Genomic DNA, 15,906 nt, shown 5'->3' on the forward strand with positions numbered 1-15,906 from the left:
CCGCCGCCGCCGCTACTTCTGCACGACGTGGAAGCCGGCGACCGGCTTGACGATCGCCAGCAGCACGCCCGCCGCCTCCATCGCGCTGAAGACCGGCATCCCGACGATCTGGATCGCGGTCCAGCCCATGCGAGTCACCGGATTCGTGATCCCGTGCTCGTCGAGGTTCGCCCGCAGCCCCACGACGTAGAGCGTCGTGAAGGACGCGAAGGAGAAGTTCGCGAGGAACCGGATCCAGGGCTCGACCTCGAAGCCGAAGAAGGCGTGGAAGATCGTGTAGAGCATCGCGAAGGGCGCGAAGGTCCACAGGATCGTGTTGGTCGCGATGCTGAGCCGCCAGCGCAGCTTGACCGGAGCGTGCAGGGAGACCTTCATGAGGCCCTGGTACCAGCGCCGCCTCTGCTTGACGAAGTCCGAGAAGCTGCGCGTGGACTGCTCCTCGAGGTAGCCCTCGACCCAGCGGGCCCGTCCTCCCTGCTCCATGAGCACGAGCGCCCAGAAGGCGTCCTCGGTGATGGAGCCGTCGGGTCCGAAGTCGAATCCGACCCGCTTCTCGACGTCGTTCCGGACGACGATGTAGCTGCCGTGCAGGCCGAAGAGCGTGCGCCCGATCCGGTGCTGGAAGTGGAACCGGGCGAAGTCGTCGCCGGTCCGCACGTTGTCGGCCAGGGTCAGGACGGGATGACGCTCCCAGTCACGGTGGTACAGGATCGCGCCCTGACCCACGCGCAGGCGCCCGCTCGCCTCCTCCTCGCGGATCATCTTCGCGATGCCCTTGATGCCGGACGAGGTCGGCTGGGTCTCCTCGTCGAGGTGGACGAGCCACGCGTCGTCCGGGACGTCGGAGTGCTCGAGCGCGTACTGCAGGGCCCGCGCCTTGTACAGCGAACCCTTCGGCGTCGTGTATTCGGGATCGATGACGAGATAGCGGATGTTCTCGCCCTGCGGGAATTCGGCACCGACGGCGTGCTCGATGACGACCTCGACGAGATACGGGAAGAGCGGCGACCGCTCCATCTCGGTGACACACCGGCGGATGGTGTCGCTCACCGCCTCGACGTTGGTGCCGCGGGTCACGATGCGGAACACGACGAGCTTGTCGATCGGCGGGACCTCGTCGAGGTCCTCGGGCTGACGGAAGCTGAGAAGGCCGCAGAGCCCGAGGATCCCCGGGATGACGGCGCCGAGCCAGACGACCGCGCCGGCCGCCCAGATGTGCTCCCACACTGTTCCCGGCCGGGCCGTGTTCGGCCACAGCAGGTCCTGCAGGAGATAGAGGGCCACGATCATCACGATCATCGTCACGACGACGCGCAGCCGGTATCCGGAGAGGAAGGCGACGCGCCAATCGCGGCGCGGCTCTCGGACAGCCGAAGGGGTGATGCGGTCGAGACGACGGGAATAGCCGGAAAGGATGCTGTCGGGCTCGCGGAAATGGGCAGGGAAGGACTCCCTGTGCAATGCGGACATGAATGCCTGCCAGGAGTGGGTAAGCGATCGGGAAATCACGGCTTCGGGTAAGCCGGAGATCGAGGCTTCGGGTAAAACCTCGAAGCACAGGCAACTAGATATGCCACTGCCGGGGCAAGCAGACAGGTCTGTGCACTTGGTCGGGAAACGCCCCCCAATTCGCGGGGTCCGGAGACGGACGAGGAGGTCCTGCGGCTCCCCCCGCAACCCATTGACCCTCCCCCGCATCCGGGCTGACGCTGGACCTTCGACCAGAGGAGGACGTATGCCGCGCGAGAGAAAAGTCGCCGTGATCACCGGAGCGTCGAGCGGGATCGGACGGGCCGCCGCCCTCCGCTTCGCGGACAAGGGGTGGGCCGTGGTGCTGGGGAGCCGGCGGGAGGACGCGCTCACCGAGCTCGCCGAGGAGTGCCGCGCACGCGGCGGCGACGGCATCGCCGTGCCGACGGACATGTCGAACGCCGGCGCGGTCCAGGCGCTCGCCGACGCGGCGGTGCAGCGCTACGGCCGGATCGACGTCTGGGTCAACAACGCGGCCGTGGGCATCTACGGGCCGTTCCTCGACATCCCCCTGGACGACTTCCGGCGGCTCATCGATGTGAACGTCATGGGCTACGTCTACGGGGCCCGAGCGGCGCTCGAGGTCATGACGGGACAGGGCCGCGGCGTGCTGATCAACGTGTCATCGATCGTCGCCGAGGTCCCCGGCCCGTACACGGCCCCCTACGCCATGTCGAAGGCCGCCGTCCGCTCGCTCAGCACGAGCCTGCGCCAGGAGCTGTGGCTGCAGGGTCAGAAGAAGATCAAGGTCGCCACCGTGCTGCCCGCGACGATCGACACCCCCTTCTTCCGGCACGCCGCCAACTACTCGGGGCGAAAGGTCGTCGCGATGCCGCCGGTCTACAGCGCCGACAAGGTCGCTCTCGCCATCCGGGACCTCGCCAAGGCGCCCCGGGACGAGGTCGTCGTAGGCGGCGTCGGCAAGGCGATGGTCAAGCAGCACCGCGTCACCCCCGGCACGGTGGAGGCGCAGATGGCGGTGCAGGTCGACAAGACCCACCTGTCACGGAAGGAGTCGGCCGCCGACACGGCCGGGACGCTGTACCAGCCCGTGACGGACCCCTCCGACCCGGAGGTGGGCGGCGGCTGGCACGGGAAGACCCGGACCGCCCGCCGCGGTCTGCTGACCTGGGCGGGTCTCCTCGGCGGCGGGCTGCTCGCGTCCCGCCTCCTGCGGAGCGGCACGCCGCTCAGCCTCGTGGGCAGCGCGGCGCTCGCGAAGGGGCTGAAGCTGGCTCCGGCGCCCGTCCGGCTGGTCGGCGGCGCCGCCCTCGCCAAGCGGCTGAAGCGCGCGCCGGCGCCGGTGCGGGTCGTCGGCCGAGCCGCCCTCGCCAAGCGCCTGCTGTCGGCTCGCGCCCGCTGACGCTCAGCCTCCCGAGATCCTGTCGGCCTCGGCCCTGCGGGGCCGGGGCACGGCGGGGACCCCGACGAGCAGGGACGCCGGAGGCGCGTCGGAGAGCACGACGGCCCCCGCGCCGACGTGGCAGTCGTCACCGATCGTGATGGGACCGAGGAGCGCCGCCCCGGCACCGATGACGACGCGGTCGCCCACGGTGGGATGCCGCTTTTCGTGCCGGAGGCTCGTGCCGCCCAGCGTGACCCCGTGGTACATGAGCACGTCGTCGCCGATCTCCGCGGTCTCCCCGATGACGACGCCCATGCCGTGGTCGATGAACAGCCGGCGTCCGATGCGGGCTCCGGGATGGATCTCGATCCCGGTGAGGAACCGAGCGAGTTGGGACAGCATGCGCGCCGGCAGCCGCAGGCCCGACCTCCAGAGGCGGGAGCTGAGCCGGTGGGCCCAGACCGCGTGCAGGCCGGGATAGGTGAGCGCGACCTCCGCCCTCGTCCGAGCAGCGGGATCGCGTGCCAGCGCGCTCGCCACGTCCTCGCGGACGCCCATTCAGCCCGCGAGGTCCTGGTAGAGCACCGTCGACAGGTAGCGCTCCCCGTAGCTCGCGAGGACCACGACGATGGTCTTGCCCTCGTTCTCCGGGCGCTTCGCGAGCTGGACGGCGGCGTGCACGGTGGCGCCCGACGAGATGCCGGCGAGGATGCCCTCCTCCGCGGCGAGGCGGCGCGCCATGGCCACCGACTCGTCGATGTCGACGTCGATCACCTCGTCGTACACCTCGCGGTCGAGGATCGGCGGCACGAAGTTCGCGCCGATCCCCTGGATCTTGTGGGGACCCGGCTGGCCGCCGTTGAGGATGGGCGACTCCTTCGGCTCGACCGCGACGACGGTCAGGCCCTCCTTCTGCTCCTTGAGGTAGCGGCCCGCTCCCGTGATCGTGCCGCCGGTGCCGATGCCGGAGACGAACACGTCGACCGCGCCGTCGGTGTCCTCCCACACCTCGGGGCCCGTCGTCGAGTAGTGGACGGCGGGGTTGGCCTCGTTCTCGAATTGGCGCGCGCGGACGGCGCCCGGCGTCTCGGCCACCAGCTGCTCGGCGCGGGCCAGCGCGCCCTTCATGCCCTCCGACCCGGGAGTCAGCACCAGCTCGGCGCCGTATGCGCGCAGAAGCATGCGTCGCTCGGTGCTCATCGTCTCCGGCATGGCGAGCACGATCTTGTAGCCGCGGGCGGCGCCCACCATGGCGAGGGCGATGCCGGTGTTCCCGCTGGTCGCCTCCACGATCGTCCCGCCGGGCTTCAGCTCGCCCGACGCCTCCGCGGCATCGACGATGGCGATGCCGATGCGGTCCTTGACGCTCGCCGACGGGTTGTAGAACTCGAGCTTCGCCAGCACGGTGGCGGCAGCCCCGTCCGTCACCCGGTTCAGCCGGACGAGGGGGGTCCGGCCGAAGGCGCCGGTGATGGACGAGTGGATGCGGGCCAAGGGCCTTCCTTCCGAGAGAGGGACTGAGGGGGAGAGGGGGTCTATGCGGTCCGCGCCCTGCGCGGGATCATCAGCAGCGTCGTGACGCTGACCACGATGAGCAGGACGGCGCCGATCGTGACGAGGGCGGCGACGCCCGCGGCCGGGAGCACGAACATCGCCACGCCGGCTGCGATCGAGACGATGCCGCTCACGAAGCCGAACCAGCGGGGCCGGATCGCGTGCTTGAGCCCTGCCATGAAGTCGATGACGCCGTCGACGATCCAGCCGATGCCGATGACGAAGGCGAGCACGATGAGCGAGCCCCACGGATCGAGGAGGCAGAGCACGCCGGTGATGACGACGAGGACCCCGAGGATCGCGCTGAGCCAGCGGAGCGGAGCTGAGAGCTCCTCCGCGGTCACGGACGCCATGATGCGGAAGATGCCCGCGGCGACGAGGAAGCTGCCGAACAGGACGGCGACCGTGAACAGCGTCGCGCCGGGGAAGATCAGCCCGATGACGCCGAGCAGAATGCCGATCACCGCGATGGCGACGATCTGGCCCCTGTGCACGCGGCTCATCCACGGGCGGTCCGTCGTAGTGACCGGAGACGGAGGAGTGGTCGTCATCACTGTCCTTTCCTCGGCGGGGTCGTGCCCAGTCTGTCAGTCGCGCCCCCGCTCGCGCAGTCGGCCCGGTCTGCACGCTCTGCGCGGTCTGCACGGATCCGGCGATCGGGCCGGCACGCCGAGTTGAGCCGTGTCTCGGACGGCGTGTCGGCGATTCCGCCGGATCCGTGCAGTCCCGCCGGATCCGTGCAGCGCCGGATCCGTGCAGCGCCGGGTCCGTGCAGGCTCAGGTGCGAGCGGGCTGGAGCACCGCGGGCTCGAGGTAGATGATCCGGGCGACGGGGACCGCCTCTCGGATGCGGGCCTCGACCGCGTCGACGCGGGCCGTGATGTCGTCGAGGGTGACGGCGGCCGCCATCGACACCTTCGCGGCGACCAGGAGCTCGTCCGGGCCGACGTAGAGCGTCTTGGCGTGGACGATCGAGTCCACCTCCGGTCCCTCGAGGATGGCGGCCCGGATCCTGTCCATGTCGCCGGGGTTCGCGCCCTCGCCGATGAGCAGGCTCGCCATCTCCAGCCCGAGGATGACCGCGACGGCGATGAGGAGCACGCCGATCAGGATCGTGCCGATGCCGTCCCAGTAGACGTCGCCCGTGGCCCAGGCGAGGCTGACGCCGAACAGCGCGAAGACCAGGCCGAGCAGCGCGGCGAGATCCTCGAGGAGCACGACCGGGAGCTCGGGGGCCTTGGATCGGCGGACGAACTCGACCCAGGACTGGTTGCCGCGGACGTGGTTCGACTCGACGACGGCCGTGCGGAGGGAGAACGACTCGAGGACGATCGCGATGAGCAGCACCACGACGGGCAGCCACGGGACCTCGAGCGGGTGCGGGTGGGTGAGCTTCTCCACGCCCTCGTAGAGGGAGAAGATCCCGCCGACCGAGAACAGGATGATCGCGACGATGAAGGCGTATACGTACCGGCTCCGGCCGTAGCCGAAGGGGTGCTCGGGCGTCGGCGCCCTCCGAGCGCGGCGGCCGCCGATGAGGAGGAGCAGCTGGTTCGTGGAGTCGGCCAGCGAGTGCACGCCCTCCGCGACCATCGACGCCGAGCCGGAGAAGAAGGCCGCGATGAACTTCGTGACTGCGATGCCGAGGTTCGCGAGCAGGGCCGCGATGATTGCCTTGGTTCCTCCGGATGCACTCATGCGCTCATTCTTCCCTTCCGCGCGTCCTCGTTCGGCACTCAGGGCACCTCGACCGCGAAGGTGTCGCACGCCGTTGCGCCACCCTGGTAGCCGGTGAGGAACCACCGCTGGCGCTGCTCGCTCGACCCGTGCGTCCACGTGTGGGAGTTCGCGTCCGTCCCCTGGATGCGGTCGTCGCCGACCGCGGCCGCGGCGCTGAGGGCGTCGCGGATCTGGGCATCGGTGACCGGCTCGAGGAGAGGCCGTCCGGACGGGTCCTCCGTGCCCGACGCCGCAGCCGTCCACGCGCCGGCGAAGCAGTCCGCCATCAGCTCGACCCGCACGCCCGCCGACGTCGGGCCCGTCTGCCCGTCGCGGGACCGCTCGAGGATCCCCAGCTGGTTCTCGATGTGGTGGCCCCACTCGTGGGCCACGACGTACAGCTGCGCGAGGGGGCCGCCGCTCGACCCGTACCGGGTGCGGAGGTCCTCGTAGAAGCCGGTGTCGATGTAGATGGACGTGTCGGCGGGGCAGTAGAAGGGCCCGACGGCCGAGGTCGCGCTGCCGCAGCCCGTGTCGGTGCTCCCCGAGAAGAGGAAGAAGCCGGGCGTGACGTAGTCGGTGAGACCGATCGTCGGGGCCGCCTCCGCCCAGTAGTCGTCGAGCGAGGTGGCCGCGCCGACCATCCGGCACTCGACCGACTCGTTGGCGTCCTCACCGGTCTGGCACTGCTCGAGCGCCTGGTCCTCGCTCTGCGTCCCGCCACCCGGCACCCCGCCGCCGCCGACCAGGCCGGTCAGGTCGACGCCGAGGAGCTGGGACGCGAGGAAGATCACGATCACGCCGAGTCCGCCGGCTCCGGCTCCGACTCCCGCGGCCCGGCGACGCCGCTTCACCTTGCTGGGGTCCAGCCGGGCGCCGTCGTTGAAGGTCATGGGGGAGACGGTAGCGGGGCGCCGCCGCCGACCACGGGGATCGGCGGAGGGGTTGACGACTCCTGGGGTCCTGCCTCAGTGGCGCCTCGGCGCGGCGGGGGCGGTGCCGTCAGGGGCCGGGCTCAAGAGGGCCGGCGAGCGAGCGGACGGTGTCGATCGTGTCGGCCTCGCCGGCCGTCTTGTCGTCGCGGTAGCGCAGCACCCGGGCGAAGCGCAGGGCGAGTCCTCCGGGATAGCGGCTGGAGCGCTGCAGCCCGTCGAAGGCGATCTCGACCACCTGCTCGGGCCGCAGCCGCACCGTCCAGCCGTCGTCCTCGACGGCGAGCTCCGTGAAGCGCTCCGTCTGCCACGCGAGCATCTCGTCGGTCATGCCCTTGAACGTCTTGCCCAGCATGATGAAGCCGCCCGCCGGGTCCCGGGCCCCGAGATGGATGTTCGACAGGAGGCCGCTGCGCCGGCCCGATCCGCGCTCCACGGCCAGGACGACGAGGTCGAGCGTGTGCCGCGGCTTCACCTTGACCCACGCGGCGCCCCGGCGGCCGGCCTCGTAGGCGGATCCACTGTCCTTGACGATGACGCCCTCCTGGCCGGCGCCCACCCAGCGAGCGAAGGCGTCCTGGGCCTCGGCGGCGTCGGTCGTGACCACCCGGTCGACGAGATGTCCCGGCGCGACGGCGTCGAGGAGCGCGAGCCGCTCGGTCAGCGGGACGTCGAGCAGGTCCCGCCCGTCGAGGTGCAGGACGTCGAAGAAGAAGGGCGTCAGAGCCGTGGCGGCGGCGATCTCGGCGTCGCTCGTCGCCGTGCGGGCGGACGTCTCCTGGAAGGGCCGGGGCCGCCCGTTCGCGTCCAGGGCGAGCGCCTCCCCGTCGAGCACCGCGGCCGTCACGGGCAGCCCGCGCACCGCGGCGACCAGCTCGGGCACGCGCGACGTGATGTCGTCGAGGCTCCGGGTGTACACGCGCACGTCGTCGCCATCCCGGTGCACCTGGATACGAATGCCGTCGAGCTTGGCGTCGACGACGACCTCGCGCCCGCCGAAGCCCGCGACCGCCGTCGCCACGTCGGGTGCGGACGCGGCCAGCATCGGGCGGACGGGCCGGCCGACCGTCAGGCTGAACGCCGACAGGGCCGCGAGCGCGCCCTCCGGCGAGCCGGCGGCGAGCGCCGCCTCCGCCACCGGCTCCGTGGCGCCCGCGAGCATCGCCGCCCGGCGCACCGCATCCGCCGGCACCCCCGCCGCCTCGGCGACCGCGTCGAGGAGCAGGGCGTCGAGGGCGCCCTGGCGCAGCTCACCGGTCACGAGGCCGCGGAGGAGCCGCTGCTCCTCGGCGGTCGCCGCCGCGAACAGCTCGGCGGCGAGCGCGGAGCGGGCGGTGCTCGAGCCGGAGCCCGACAGCGCCGCCATGCGATCGAACGCGGCGTCCACCGCGAGCACCTCGAGCGACGGCTTCGGCGCCGGGGCGGGCAGGGAGGCGAGCGAGCGCCAGCCGAGCCCGGTGCGGCGCTGGCGCAGCTCGCCGCTCAGATAGCGCGCAACGACGGGCACCTCGTCCGCTCCCGTGCGGCGCAGGAGGTCCGCGATCAGCGCGCGCTTCCGGAGCCGGGACGGCGTCGCGGCGAGGGCGGACGAGGTCGCGGCGACGTCGGCGAGCAGCACAGTGCCATCATGCTGGGCGACGGCGCCGCGTGCACGGGAGCGCAACGGCAGCGGATCCGGCCGGAACGATCAGGCGCCGAGGTCCCGGCTCCGGTCGTCCCGCGCCTCGGCCGACCGCGGCAGCCGGTACAGGACGTGTCGGCGCAGGGGATGACCGGCCGGCAGCGCGGGGTGGTCGAAGTCCTCGCGGGGGTCGGTCGTCATCCCCAGGCGCCGCATCACGGCCGTGGACCGGGCGTTCCCGACGGCGGTGAACGACACGATCTCCTCGAGGCCGAGCTCGCGGAAGCCGAACGCGACCGCCGCCTGCGCCGCCTCGGTCGCATAGCCGTGCCCCCAGACCGGCCGGGCGAGGCGCCAGCCCACCTCGATCGCCGGGGTGAAGTGCGCCTCGAAGCGCGGACGGGCGAGACCGGTGAAGCCCACGAAGCCCGCGTGCGGCCCGTCGAGGACCTCGACCGCCCACAGCCCCCACCCGTGCTCGTCCAGGTGCTGCCGGGCTCGCTGGGCGAGCGCATCGCTCGCCGCCCGGTCGAGCGGGGCGGGGAAGTGGCGCATGACCTCCGGGTCGGCGTTGAGGTGCGCGAAGGGCTCGAGGTCCTCCTCCCGCCACTGGCGGAGGAGGAGCCGGGCCGTGCGCATCAGGCGCCGAGGACCCCGAGGAGGGCGTCCCCGTACCGCTCGAGCTTCGCCTGCCCCACGCCCGTGATGCCGGACAGTGCGGCCAGATCCCCGGGACGGACCGTCGCGAGCTCGCGGAGGGTCGCGTCGTTGAAGACGACGTAGGCCGGCACGCCCTGCTCGCGGGCCTCGCCGGCGCGCCACTCGCGCAGCCGCTCGAACAACGGCCCGGCCTCGGGCGGCAGGTCCGCGGCCGGCTTGCGCCCCGAGGACCGGACGCGGTCGGGACGATCCGGATCCTTCCGGAGGAGCACCTGGCGGGCTCCGGAGAGCACCTCGGCGCTGCCGGCGGACAGGACGAGCGTCCCGTAGCCGTCCTCGGTGACACCGAGGAGGTTCTGGGCGAGCAGCTGCCGGAGGACGCCGCGCCACTGCTGCTCCGAGAGGTCCCCGCCGATGCCCCAGGTCGCAAGTCGCTCGTGCCCGTGCTGCCGCGTGCGGGGCGTCTCCTTGCCGCGGAGGATGTCGATGATCTGGCCCCCGCCGAACCGCTGCCCGCGCTCGCGCTGCAGACGGACCACGGTGGAGAGGAGCTTCTGCGCGGGGATCGTGCCGTCCCAGGTCTCGGGCTTCTGGAGGCACGTGTCGCAGTTGCCGCAGTCCCCCGAGGCCTCCTCGCCGAAGTACGCGAGCAGCCGGGACCGGCGGCACTCGACGGTGTCGCAGAGCGCGAGCATCGCGTCCAGGTTCGCGGAGAGGCGGCGCCGATGGGCCGCGTCGCCCTCGGAGGTGTCGATCATCCGGCGCTGCTGCACGACGTCCTGCAGCCCGTACGCGAGCCAGGCGGTCGAGGGCAGCCCGTCGCGGCCCGCCCGGCCCGTCTCCTGGTAGTACCCCTCGACGGACTTCGGCAGGTCGATGTGGGCTACGAAGCGGACGTCCGGCTTGTCGATCCCCATGCCGAACGCGATGGTCGCGACCATCACGATCCCCTCCTCGCGGAGGAAGCGCTGCTGGTTCCGTGCACGGACGCGGGCGTCGAGTCCGGCGTGGTACGGCATTGCCGGGATGCCGTTCGAGGCGAGGAAGTCGGCCGTCTGCTCGACGCTCGCCCGTGAGAGCGCGTAGACGATGCCGGCGTCGCCCGGATGCTCGGTGCGCAGGAACTGCAGCAGCTGGCGGCGCGGGTCCGCCTTGGGCACGATCCGGTACTGGATGTTCGGGCGGTCGAAGCTCGAGATGAAGGAGGAGGCGCCGTCGAGGCGGAGCCGGTGGACGAGCTCCCGGTGGGTGGCGCGGGTGGCCGTGGCGGTGAGCGCGATGCGGGGCACGGTGGGCCAGCGCTCGCCGAGGTCGCCGAGGGTCAGGTAGTCCGGCCGGAAGTCGTGGCCCCACTGGCTGACGCAGTGCGCCTCGTCGATGGCGAGCACGGAGAGCCCGCCCCGCGCCGCCACGGTGTCGAGGAGCCGCCGCGTGGACTCCAGCGCGAGCCGCTCCGGCGCGACGTAGAGGAGGTCGACCGCGCCCTCGAGCAGAGCCCCCTCGACCCGGGAGCGTTCGCCGGCGTCCTGCGTCGAGTTGAGGAACTCCGCACGCGTGCCCACGGCGCGCAGGGCGTCGACCTGGTCCTGCATGAGCGCGATGAGCGGCGAGACGACGACGCCGGTGCCCGGCCGGGCGAGTGCCGGGATCTGGTAGCAGAGCGACTTGCCGCCCCCGGTCGGCATCAGGACGACGGCGTCGCCCCCCGCCGTGACGTGGTCGATGATCGCGGCCTGGTCCCCGCGGAAGGCGTCGTAGCCGAACACCGAGCGGAGGATCTCGAGGGGCTCCCTCTCGAGGACGGCGTCGGGCATGCGGGCCATGGTAGCCCGGCCCTCGGACGGCGCCGGCCGCTCCGGCGGAATGCGGAGAACCGGACCGCGTCTTCCGCACAGCGGACTCGGAGCGCCTGCTCGTACTGGAAGGATGGGAGGGTGTCGGCCCTCCTCGCCGCGCTCTTCGGTGTGGCGGGCGCGATCGTCTACGGCGCCGCGGACTTCTTCGGCGGGCTGGCGTCCCGGCACATCGGGGCGGTGCGCGCCGCCGCCCTGGCGGCCCTCTCCGGCCTCGTCGTCCTCGTGCTGGCGCTCCCGCTGCTCGGCGGCCACTGGTCGACCGAGGCTCTGCTGACCGGGGCGCTCTCCGGGGTGGCGGGGGCCGTCGCGCTGTCCCTTCTGTACGCGTGCCTCGCCATCGGGCCGATGAGCGTGCTGGCGCCCATCACGGCACTCGTGTCCGCGGTCGTACCGATGGGCTGGGGCTTCGTCCTCGGCGAGCGCGTCGGCCCTCTCGGGTCGATCGGACTGGCCGCCGCCCTGGTCGCGGTCGTGCTGGTCGCGCTCGTGCCCGAGCGCACCGCGGCCCGCGCCACGCTGCGCGGCGTCGCGATGGCGGTCGGCTCCGGCACGATGATCGGCGTCTTCCTGGTGCTGCTCGACGCGGCCCCCGACGACTCCGGGATCGTGCCGCTGCTCGCGAACCGGACTGCGAACGCCCTGCTGATGGCGACCGCGGTCGCGGTCCTGGCGATCCGCCACCGGAGCGCACCGCTGCGCGGCCCCGGCCGGGGGCTCGAGCTCGCGCTCCTCTGCGGCGCGCTCGACGCCGTCGCGAACGCGCTGCTGCTCGCGGGCGTCCGCACCGGCGAGCTCACGGTCGTGTCCGTGCTCACCGCCCTCTATCCGGCCGGAACGATCGTGCTGGCCGCGCTCGTCCTCAAGGAGCGGATCAGCAGGGTGCAGGCGGCAGGCCTCGTGCTCGCCCTCGGCGCCGCGGTGCTCCTCGCGCTCGGTTAGTCCTACTGGTAGGTGACGAGGTCCGGCGCGGGGACCACCTGGGCCATGGTCTCCTCGGGCGAGAGCACGGGCGCGTCCTCGTCGTAGAAGTTCTTCCAGCCCCACCACTGGATGAGGGACCCCTCCCGCAGCGTGCGCCAGGTGTCCTGCTTCGCGGGCTGGGACCCCTGCCCGTCCGCGTGCACGAGGACGGTCGCCGCCGGGCTGGCGAGATTGACGCGCTCACGATCCGGGAGCATGTCGAGCCGGAACTGGTGCAGGACGAGGAGCTTGGGCGGGAGCGACAGCCGGTCCGTCAGCTCCTCGAGGTACGCGATCACCGTGTTGACCTCGTCGGCGCCGACGTTGCCGATCTGCACGAGGTGCACCTGGTCGGGCCCGATCCGCCACTCGGGGTCCAGAGCGAGGCCGACATGGGGGTAGGCGAGGAGCTCCTCGTACTGGCGCGCCTGGGTCGCGAAGTCGGTGCGCCCCGGCTGAAGGTCGAGCACGACGTAGAGGCCCTGCCTGCCCGCCTCCTCCACCCACGGCTTGATCGTGGCGATGTCGATCTCGTTCGAGTAGTTCCCGTCGGGACCGGCGGAGGCGGAGGCGACGCTCGAGATGATCTCGAACGAGGGGACGACGGTGCGCGTCGTGAGGGCCTGGTACGGCGCGGCGTGCGAACGGGCCCGCTCGATGCTCGCGCCGAGGTCCTGCTCGCCGAGCACCCCGAGGACGGGCGCGCCGGGAGTGCCGTAGATGGCGACGAGCATGTGGTTCGGGAACAGCAGCTGCCCACCGCCCGGGAGCTGCCATCCGGAGCGGGCGGTGCGGACCTTCCAATCGAGGCGGGCGTCGTCGGCGAAGGCCGCCCCCACCGCGAGGACGCCGGACGTCCCCTCGGCGCTCAGCGCGGAGATCGCGGCCTCGGAGCGCTGCGGGTTCGGGTCGTCCGCGGGCAGGAGCACGACGCGCACCCCGGCGGCGCGAGCGGTGGCGGCGGCGGAGAGCTGCGCAGGTTCGTCGACGAGGAGCGCCACCGACGTGGTCGCGGGCTCCGCATCGGGGATGCGCGGCAGCCGGGCCGTCGGTTCCGGAGAGGCGTCGCCCGCATCCTCGGCCTCGAGCAGGCAGGGCTGGCCAGGGTCGAGAGCGGCGACGGCCGCGAGCCCCGGTTCCGCCTCGCAGGCCGCGAGCCGGACGCCGAGGGCGCGGGACGCGTCCTCCGCCGAGCCGGGAAGCGGGACGAACTCGACGCCGGAGATCTCCTCCACGTCGCCGGCGACCACCGCCCGCTCGGCGCCCAGGCGCTCGAGCTCCTCCTGCACGGCGTCGTCGTCGCCCACCTCGAGCAGCGGAACGCCGAGCGCGACCGCGGCCGATGCGGCCGTCGGCAGCAGCGCGTCGCCCGCCGGCGCGAGCACGGCGGCAGGCGCTGCCGAGTAGAGGGCGCGGCTCATCGCGACGGAGGCGGCGGAGGCGTCCGACTCCGCGACCAGCGTCAGGCCGTCGGCGGGCGCCGCGAGCTCCACGGGCGGAAGCTCCGTCGGAGTGGGGGTCGGAGTCCCGCCGGGCAGGATCGAGCAGCCACTCACAGCCAGGACGGCCGCGAGACCGGCGAGGCGCAGCCAGCGCATCCGCACACCCATCGGCGGCAAGACTAGACGCCGGGGCGGGGAGGTCGGGAGCGCCACGCGTCCCGCTCCCCTCCTCCCGGCCCTTTTCCCAGCGTCAGGGTGAGACGAGCTCCGCGGGAAGGTCGCCGCCGGCGGGGATCACGGTGACCTCCGCCTCGATCTCCGCGCGGTCGAGCAGCTCCTCGAGCCGCCGGCGTCGGGAGCGCGCGATCAGCGTCACGACGGTCCCCTGGCGCCCGGCGCGTCCGGTGCGGCCCGAGCGGTGCAGGTACGTCTTGTACTCCTCGGGAGCGTCCGCCTGCACGACGAGGCCGATGTCGTCGACGTGGATGCCGCGGGCGGCGACGTCGGTCGCGACCAGCACGCGCACGCGGCCGCTCGTCAGCCGCTCCAGGTTCCGCGTCCGCTTGGCCTGGTTGAGGTCGCCGTGCAGGCTCGTGGCGGGCACCCCGGCGTCCATCAGGTCCTCGGCGAGCTGCTCGGCGAAGGCGCGCGTGCGGGCGAAGACGAGCGTCTTGCCGGGACCCGATGCGAGCTCCGTGACGAGGCGGAGCTTGTCCTTCTGGTCGATCAGCAGCACGCGATGGTCGATGGTCGAGGACGCCTGGTCCTCGCCCGCGACCTCGTGCACCGCCGGGTCCACGAGGAACTCGTTGACGAGCGCGGACACGGCTGCGTCGAGGGTGGCCGAGAACAGGAGCCGCTGCCCGCCGGGCCGCGTCCCCCGGAGGATCCGCTGCACCGGCTCGAGGAAGCCGAGGTCGGTCATGTGGTCCGCCTCGTCGAGGACCGCGATCTCCACTGCGCCGAGGTCGAGGTGCCCCTGCTCGGCGAGGTCCTCAATGCGGCCCGGGGTTCCGATGACGATGTCGACGCCGCGACGGAGCGCGCCCACCTGGCGCGCCTGCGGCACACCGCCGTACACCTGCGTGGTGAACAGGCCGACGCTGCGGGCGATCGGCTGGATGGTGTCGTCGATCTGGAGCGCGAGCTCGCGGGTCGGCGCGAGGATGAGCGCGCGCGGCGCCCGCCCGGCGGCACGCTTCGTGCCGGCGCCGGCCTGGAGGATGCGCTCGACGACGGGTGCGCCGAAGGCGATCGTCTTCCCGGAGCCGGTGCGTCCGCGGCCGAGCACGTCGCGTCCGGCGAGGACGTCGGGGATGGTGGCGGCCTGGATGGGAAAGGGCGACGACGCGCCGAGGTCGCCCAGGGCACGGACGATGTTGCTGCCGAGCCCGAGGTCGGCGAAGGTGACGCCCTGCGCCTCCTCCGCGTCGTGCGCGACGGCCTCGAGGCGCTCGTGCACGACGTCGTCGGCCTCGATCATGCGGCGCTCCGGGCGCCCGCTCGGCTCCGCACGCCGGGTGTGATCGGGGCGCTGACCGCGGGTCCGCTCCTGGAACTGCACGTAGCGCCGCTCGCGCTCGCCCGTTTCGCGGGGCTCACGCTGCGGGCGGCCGCTCTCGTCGCGGGGACCCCCGAAGCGCCGGCCCGCGGAGTCGCCGCCGGTGCGGCGCTCGGTGGGGCGGGCGTCCCGGTGGCCGAAGCGCCGGTCGTCGCGCTGCGCCGGGCGCCGGTCGTCCCGGTCCCCGAAGCGCCGGTCGTCGCGGTCGGCCCGGGGCCGCTCGTCGCGCTCCGCGAAACGCCGGTCCTCGCGCTGCGCCGGGCGCCGGTCGTCCCGGTCGCCGAAGCGCCGGTCATCGCGAGGCGCGGGGCGCCGGTCCTCACGGTCGCCGACGCGACGGTCGTCGCGGTCCGCGGACCTCCGCTGCGGACGCTCCTCCTCGGCCCGGCGAGGACGGTCGGCGCCGAACCGGCGGGCGTCGCCGTCGCGGCGCTCGTTCCCGGGCCGGTCCTCCGGGCGTCCGGGGCGCCACCCGGCGACGCGGCCCCTCGAGGGCCGGTGCTCGGGCGGGGTCCAATCGGGGCGGCGCTCGGCGCGCTCGTCCGGCCGTCCCTGGGCCTCGGCGCGGCGGGCGCTGCTCCAGCGGTTCTTGGCGGGCGCCTCGTCGGGACGGTGGCCGCGGTGCTTGGGGCTGATGCTGCCGGCCTTGCGGGCGCCGGAGCGCCCGGACGAGGCCGAGCGGGAGAAGTTCTGGGGCATGACGGAGAGGTCCGTTCCGGGAAGGGC

Annotated in this window: 13 protein-coding genes; 2 read left to right on the plus strand and 11 right to left on the minus strand. The window is 73.0% G+C overall.

Annotated features, from left to right (window positions below):
- Positions 1 to 12: 12 nt before the first annotated feature.
- On the minus strand, positions 13 to 1,299 hold the full coding sequence (locus J3P30_RS05205; protein ID WP_246853014.1) for a glycosyltransferase family 2 protein: 1,287 nt from the start codon (positions 1,297 to 1,299) through the stop codon (positions 13 to 15).
- 436 nt (positions 1,300 to 1,735) lie between these two features.
- On the opposite strand from J3P30_RS05205, the gene J3P30_RS05210 reads away from it, so the two are divergent.
- Positions 1,736 to 2,893 (plus strand): SDR family oxidoreductase, encoded by a 1,158-nt coding sequence (locus tag J3P30_RS05210; protein ID WP_210479893.1) that lies wholly within the window; start codon positions 1,736 to 1,738, stop codon positions 2,891 to 2,893.
- 3 nt (positions 2,894 to 2,896) lie between these two features.
- Here J3P30_RS05210 and epsC read toward each other — a convergent pair whose 3' ends face one another.
- From epsC to recQ, 8 genes are all read right to left on the minus strand, one after another.
- The gene (gene epsC, locus J3P30_RS05215; protein WP_210479894.1) at positions 2,897 to 3,433 is read right to left on the minus strand and encodes a serine O-acetyltransferase EpsC; all 537 of its coding nucleotides are present in this window, start codon (positions 3,431 to 3,433) and stop codon (positions 2,897 to 2,899) included.
- Positions 3,434 to 4,369, minus strand: coding sequence for a cysteine synthase A (gene cysK, locus J3P30_RS05220; protein WP_210479895.1), 936 nt, complete (start codon positions 4,367 to 4,369; stop codon positions 3,434 to 3,436).
- Between the two features lie 41 nt (positions 4,370 to 4,410).
- A complete protein-coding gene (locus J3P30_RS05225) occupies positions 4,411 to 4,932 on the minus strand; it encodes a DUF308 domain-containing protein (RefSeq protein ID WP_282593763.1) in 522 nt (173 codons plus the stop codon).
- A 274-nt stretch (positions 4,933 to 5,206) separates the two neighbouring features.
- Entirely contained in the window at positions 5,207 to 6,127 is a 921-nt protein-coding gene (locus J3P30_RS05230; protein WP_210479897.1) for a cation diffusion facilitator family transporter, read from the minus strand.
- 38 nt (positions 6,128 to 6,165) lie between these two features.
- Positions 6,166 to 7,041: a neutral zinc metallopeptidase gene (locus J3P30_RS05235; protein WP_210479898.1), complete on the minus strand. Its 876-nt coding sequence runs from the start codon at positions 7,039 to 7,041 to the stop codon at positions 6,166 to 6,168.
- A 109-nt stretch (positions 7,042 to 7,150) separates the two neighbouring features.
- Entirely contained in the window at positions 7,151 to 8,698 is a 1,548-nt protein-coding gene (locus J3P30_RS05240) for an ATP-dependent DNA ligase (protein WP_210479899.1), read from the minus strand.
- 69 nt (positions 8,699 to 8,767) lie between these two features.
- On the minus strand, positions 8,768 to 9,340 hold the full coding sequence (locus tag J3P30_RS05245; protein ID WP_246852712.1) for a GNAT family N-acetyltransferase: 573 nt from the start codon (positions 9,338 to 9,340) through the stop codon (positions 8,768 to 8,770).
- On the minus strand, positions 9,340 to 11,184 hold the full coding sequence (gene recQ, locus J3P30_RS05250) for a DNA helicase RecQ (RefSeq protein WP_210479900.1): 1,845 nt from the start codon (positions 11,182 to 11,184) through the stop codon (positions 9,340 to 9,342). The genes J3P30_RS05245 and recQ overlap by 1 nt, the downstream gene beginning before the upstream one ends.
- A 111-nt stretch (positions 11,185 to 11,295) precedes the next feature.
- On the opposite strand from recQ, the gene J3P30_RS15540 reads away from it, so the two are divergent.
- Positions 11,296 to 12,156 carry an EamA family transporter gene (locus J3P30_RS15540; protein ID WP_210479901.1) on the plus strand — a complete coding sequence of 287 codons (861 nt, stop codon included), beginning with the start codon at positions 11,296 to 11,298 and terminating at the stop codon, positions 12,154 to 12,156.
- Between the two features lie 2 nt (positions 12,157 to 12,158).
- On the opposite strand, the gene J3P30_RS05260 is transcribed toward J3P30_RS15540, so the two are convergent.
- Positions 12,159 to 13,787 (minus strand): hypothetical protein, encoded by a 1,629-nt coding sequence (locus J3P30_RS05260; protein ID WP_210479902.1) that lies wholly within the window; start codon positions 13,785 to 13,787, stop codon positions 12,159 to 12,161.
- Positions 13,788 to 13,869: 82 nt separating this feature from the next.
- Positions 13,870 to 15,879, minus strand: coding sequence for a DEAD/DEAH box helicase (locus J3P30_RS05265; RefSeq protein ID WP_210479903.1), 2,010 nt, complete (start codon positions 15,877 to 15,879; stop codon positions 13,870 to 13,872).
- Between the last annotated feature and the right edge of the window lie 27 nt (positions 15,880 to 15,906).

The sequence above is a fragment of the Naasia sp. SYSU D00948 genome (genome assembly GCF_017916515.1).
Lineage (GTDB): Bacteria > Actinomycetota > Actinomycetes > Actinomycetales > Microbacteriaceae > Naasia.

Bases quoted from the DNA above. Each gene is read 5' to 3' on its own strand.
- J3P30_RS05205 (WP_246853014.1), bottom strand. From the start codon at position 1,299: ATGATCGTGATGATCGTGGCCCTCTATCTCCTGCAGGACCTGCTGTGG.
- J3P30_RS05210 (WP_210479893.1), top strand. From the start codon at position 1,736: ATGCCGCGCGAGAGAAAAGTCGCCGTGATCACCGGAGCGTCGAGCGGG.
- epsC (WP_210479894.1), bottom strand. From the start codon at position 3,433: ATGGGCGTCCGCGAGGACGTGGCGAGCGCGCTGGCACGCGATCCCGCT.
- J3P30_RS05225 (WP_282593763.1), bottom strand. From the start codon at position 4,932: ATGAGCCGCGTGCACAGGGGCCAGATCGTCGCCATCGCGGTGATCGGC.
- J3P30_RS05230 (WP_210479897.1), bottom strand. From the start codon at position 6,127: ATGAGTGCATCCGGAGGAACCAAGGCAATCATCGCGGCCCTGCTCGCG.
- J3P30_RS05235 (WP_210479898.1), bottom strand. From the start codon at position 7,041: ATGACCTTCAACGACGGCGCCCGGCTGGACCCCAGCAAGGTGAAGCGG.
- J3P30_RS05245 (WP_246852712.1), bottom strand. From the start codon at position 9,340: ATGCGCACGGCCCGGCTCCTCCTCCGCCAGTGGCGGGAGGAGGACCTC.
- recQ (WP_210479900.1), bottom strand. From the start codon at position 11,184: ATGGCCCGCATGCCCGACGCCGTCCTCGAGAGGGAGCCCCTCGAGATC.
- J3P30_RS05260 (WP_210479902.1), bottom strand. From the start codon at position 13,787: ATGGGTGTGCGGATGCGCTGGCTGCGCCTCGCCGGTCTCGCGGCCGTC.
- J3P30_RS05265 (WP_210479903.1), bottom strand. From the start codon at position 15,879: ATGCCCCAGAACTTCTCCCGCTCGGCCTCGTCCGGGCGCTCCGGCGCC.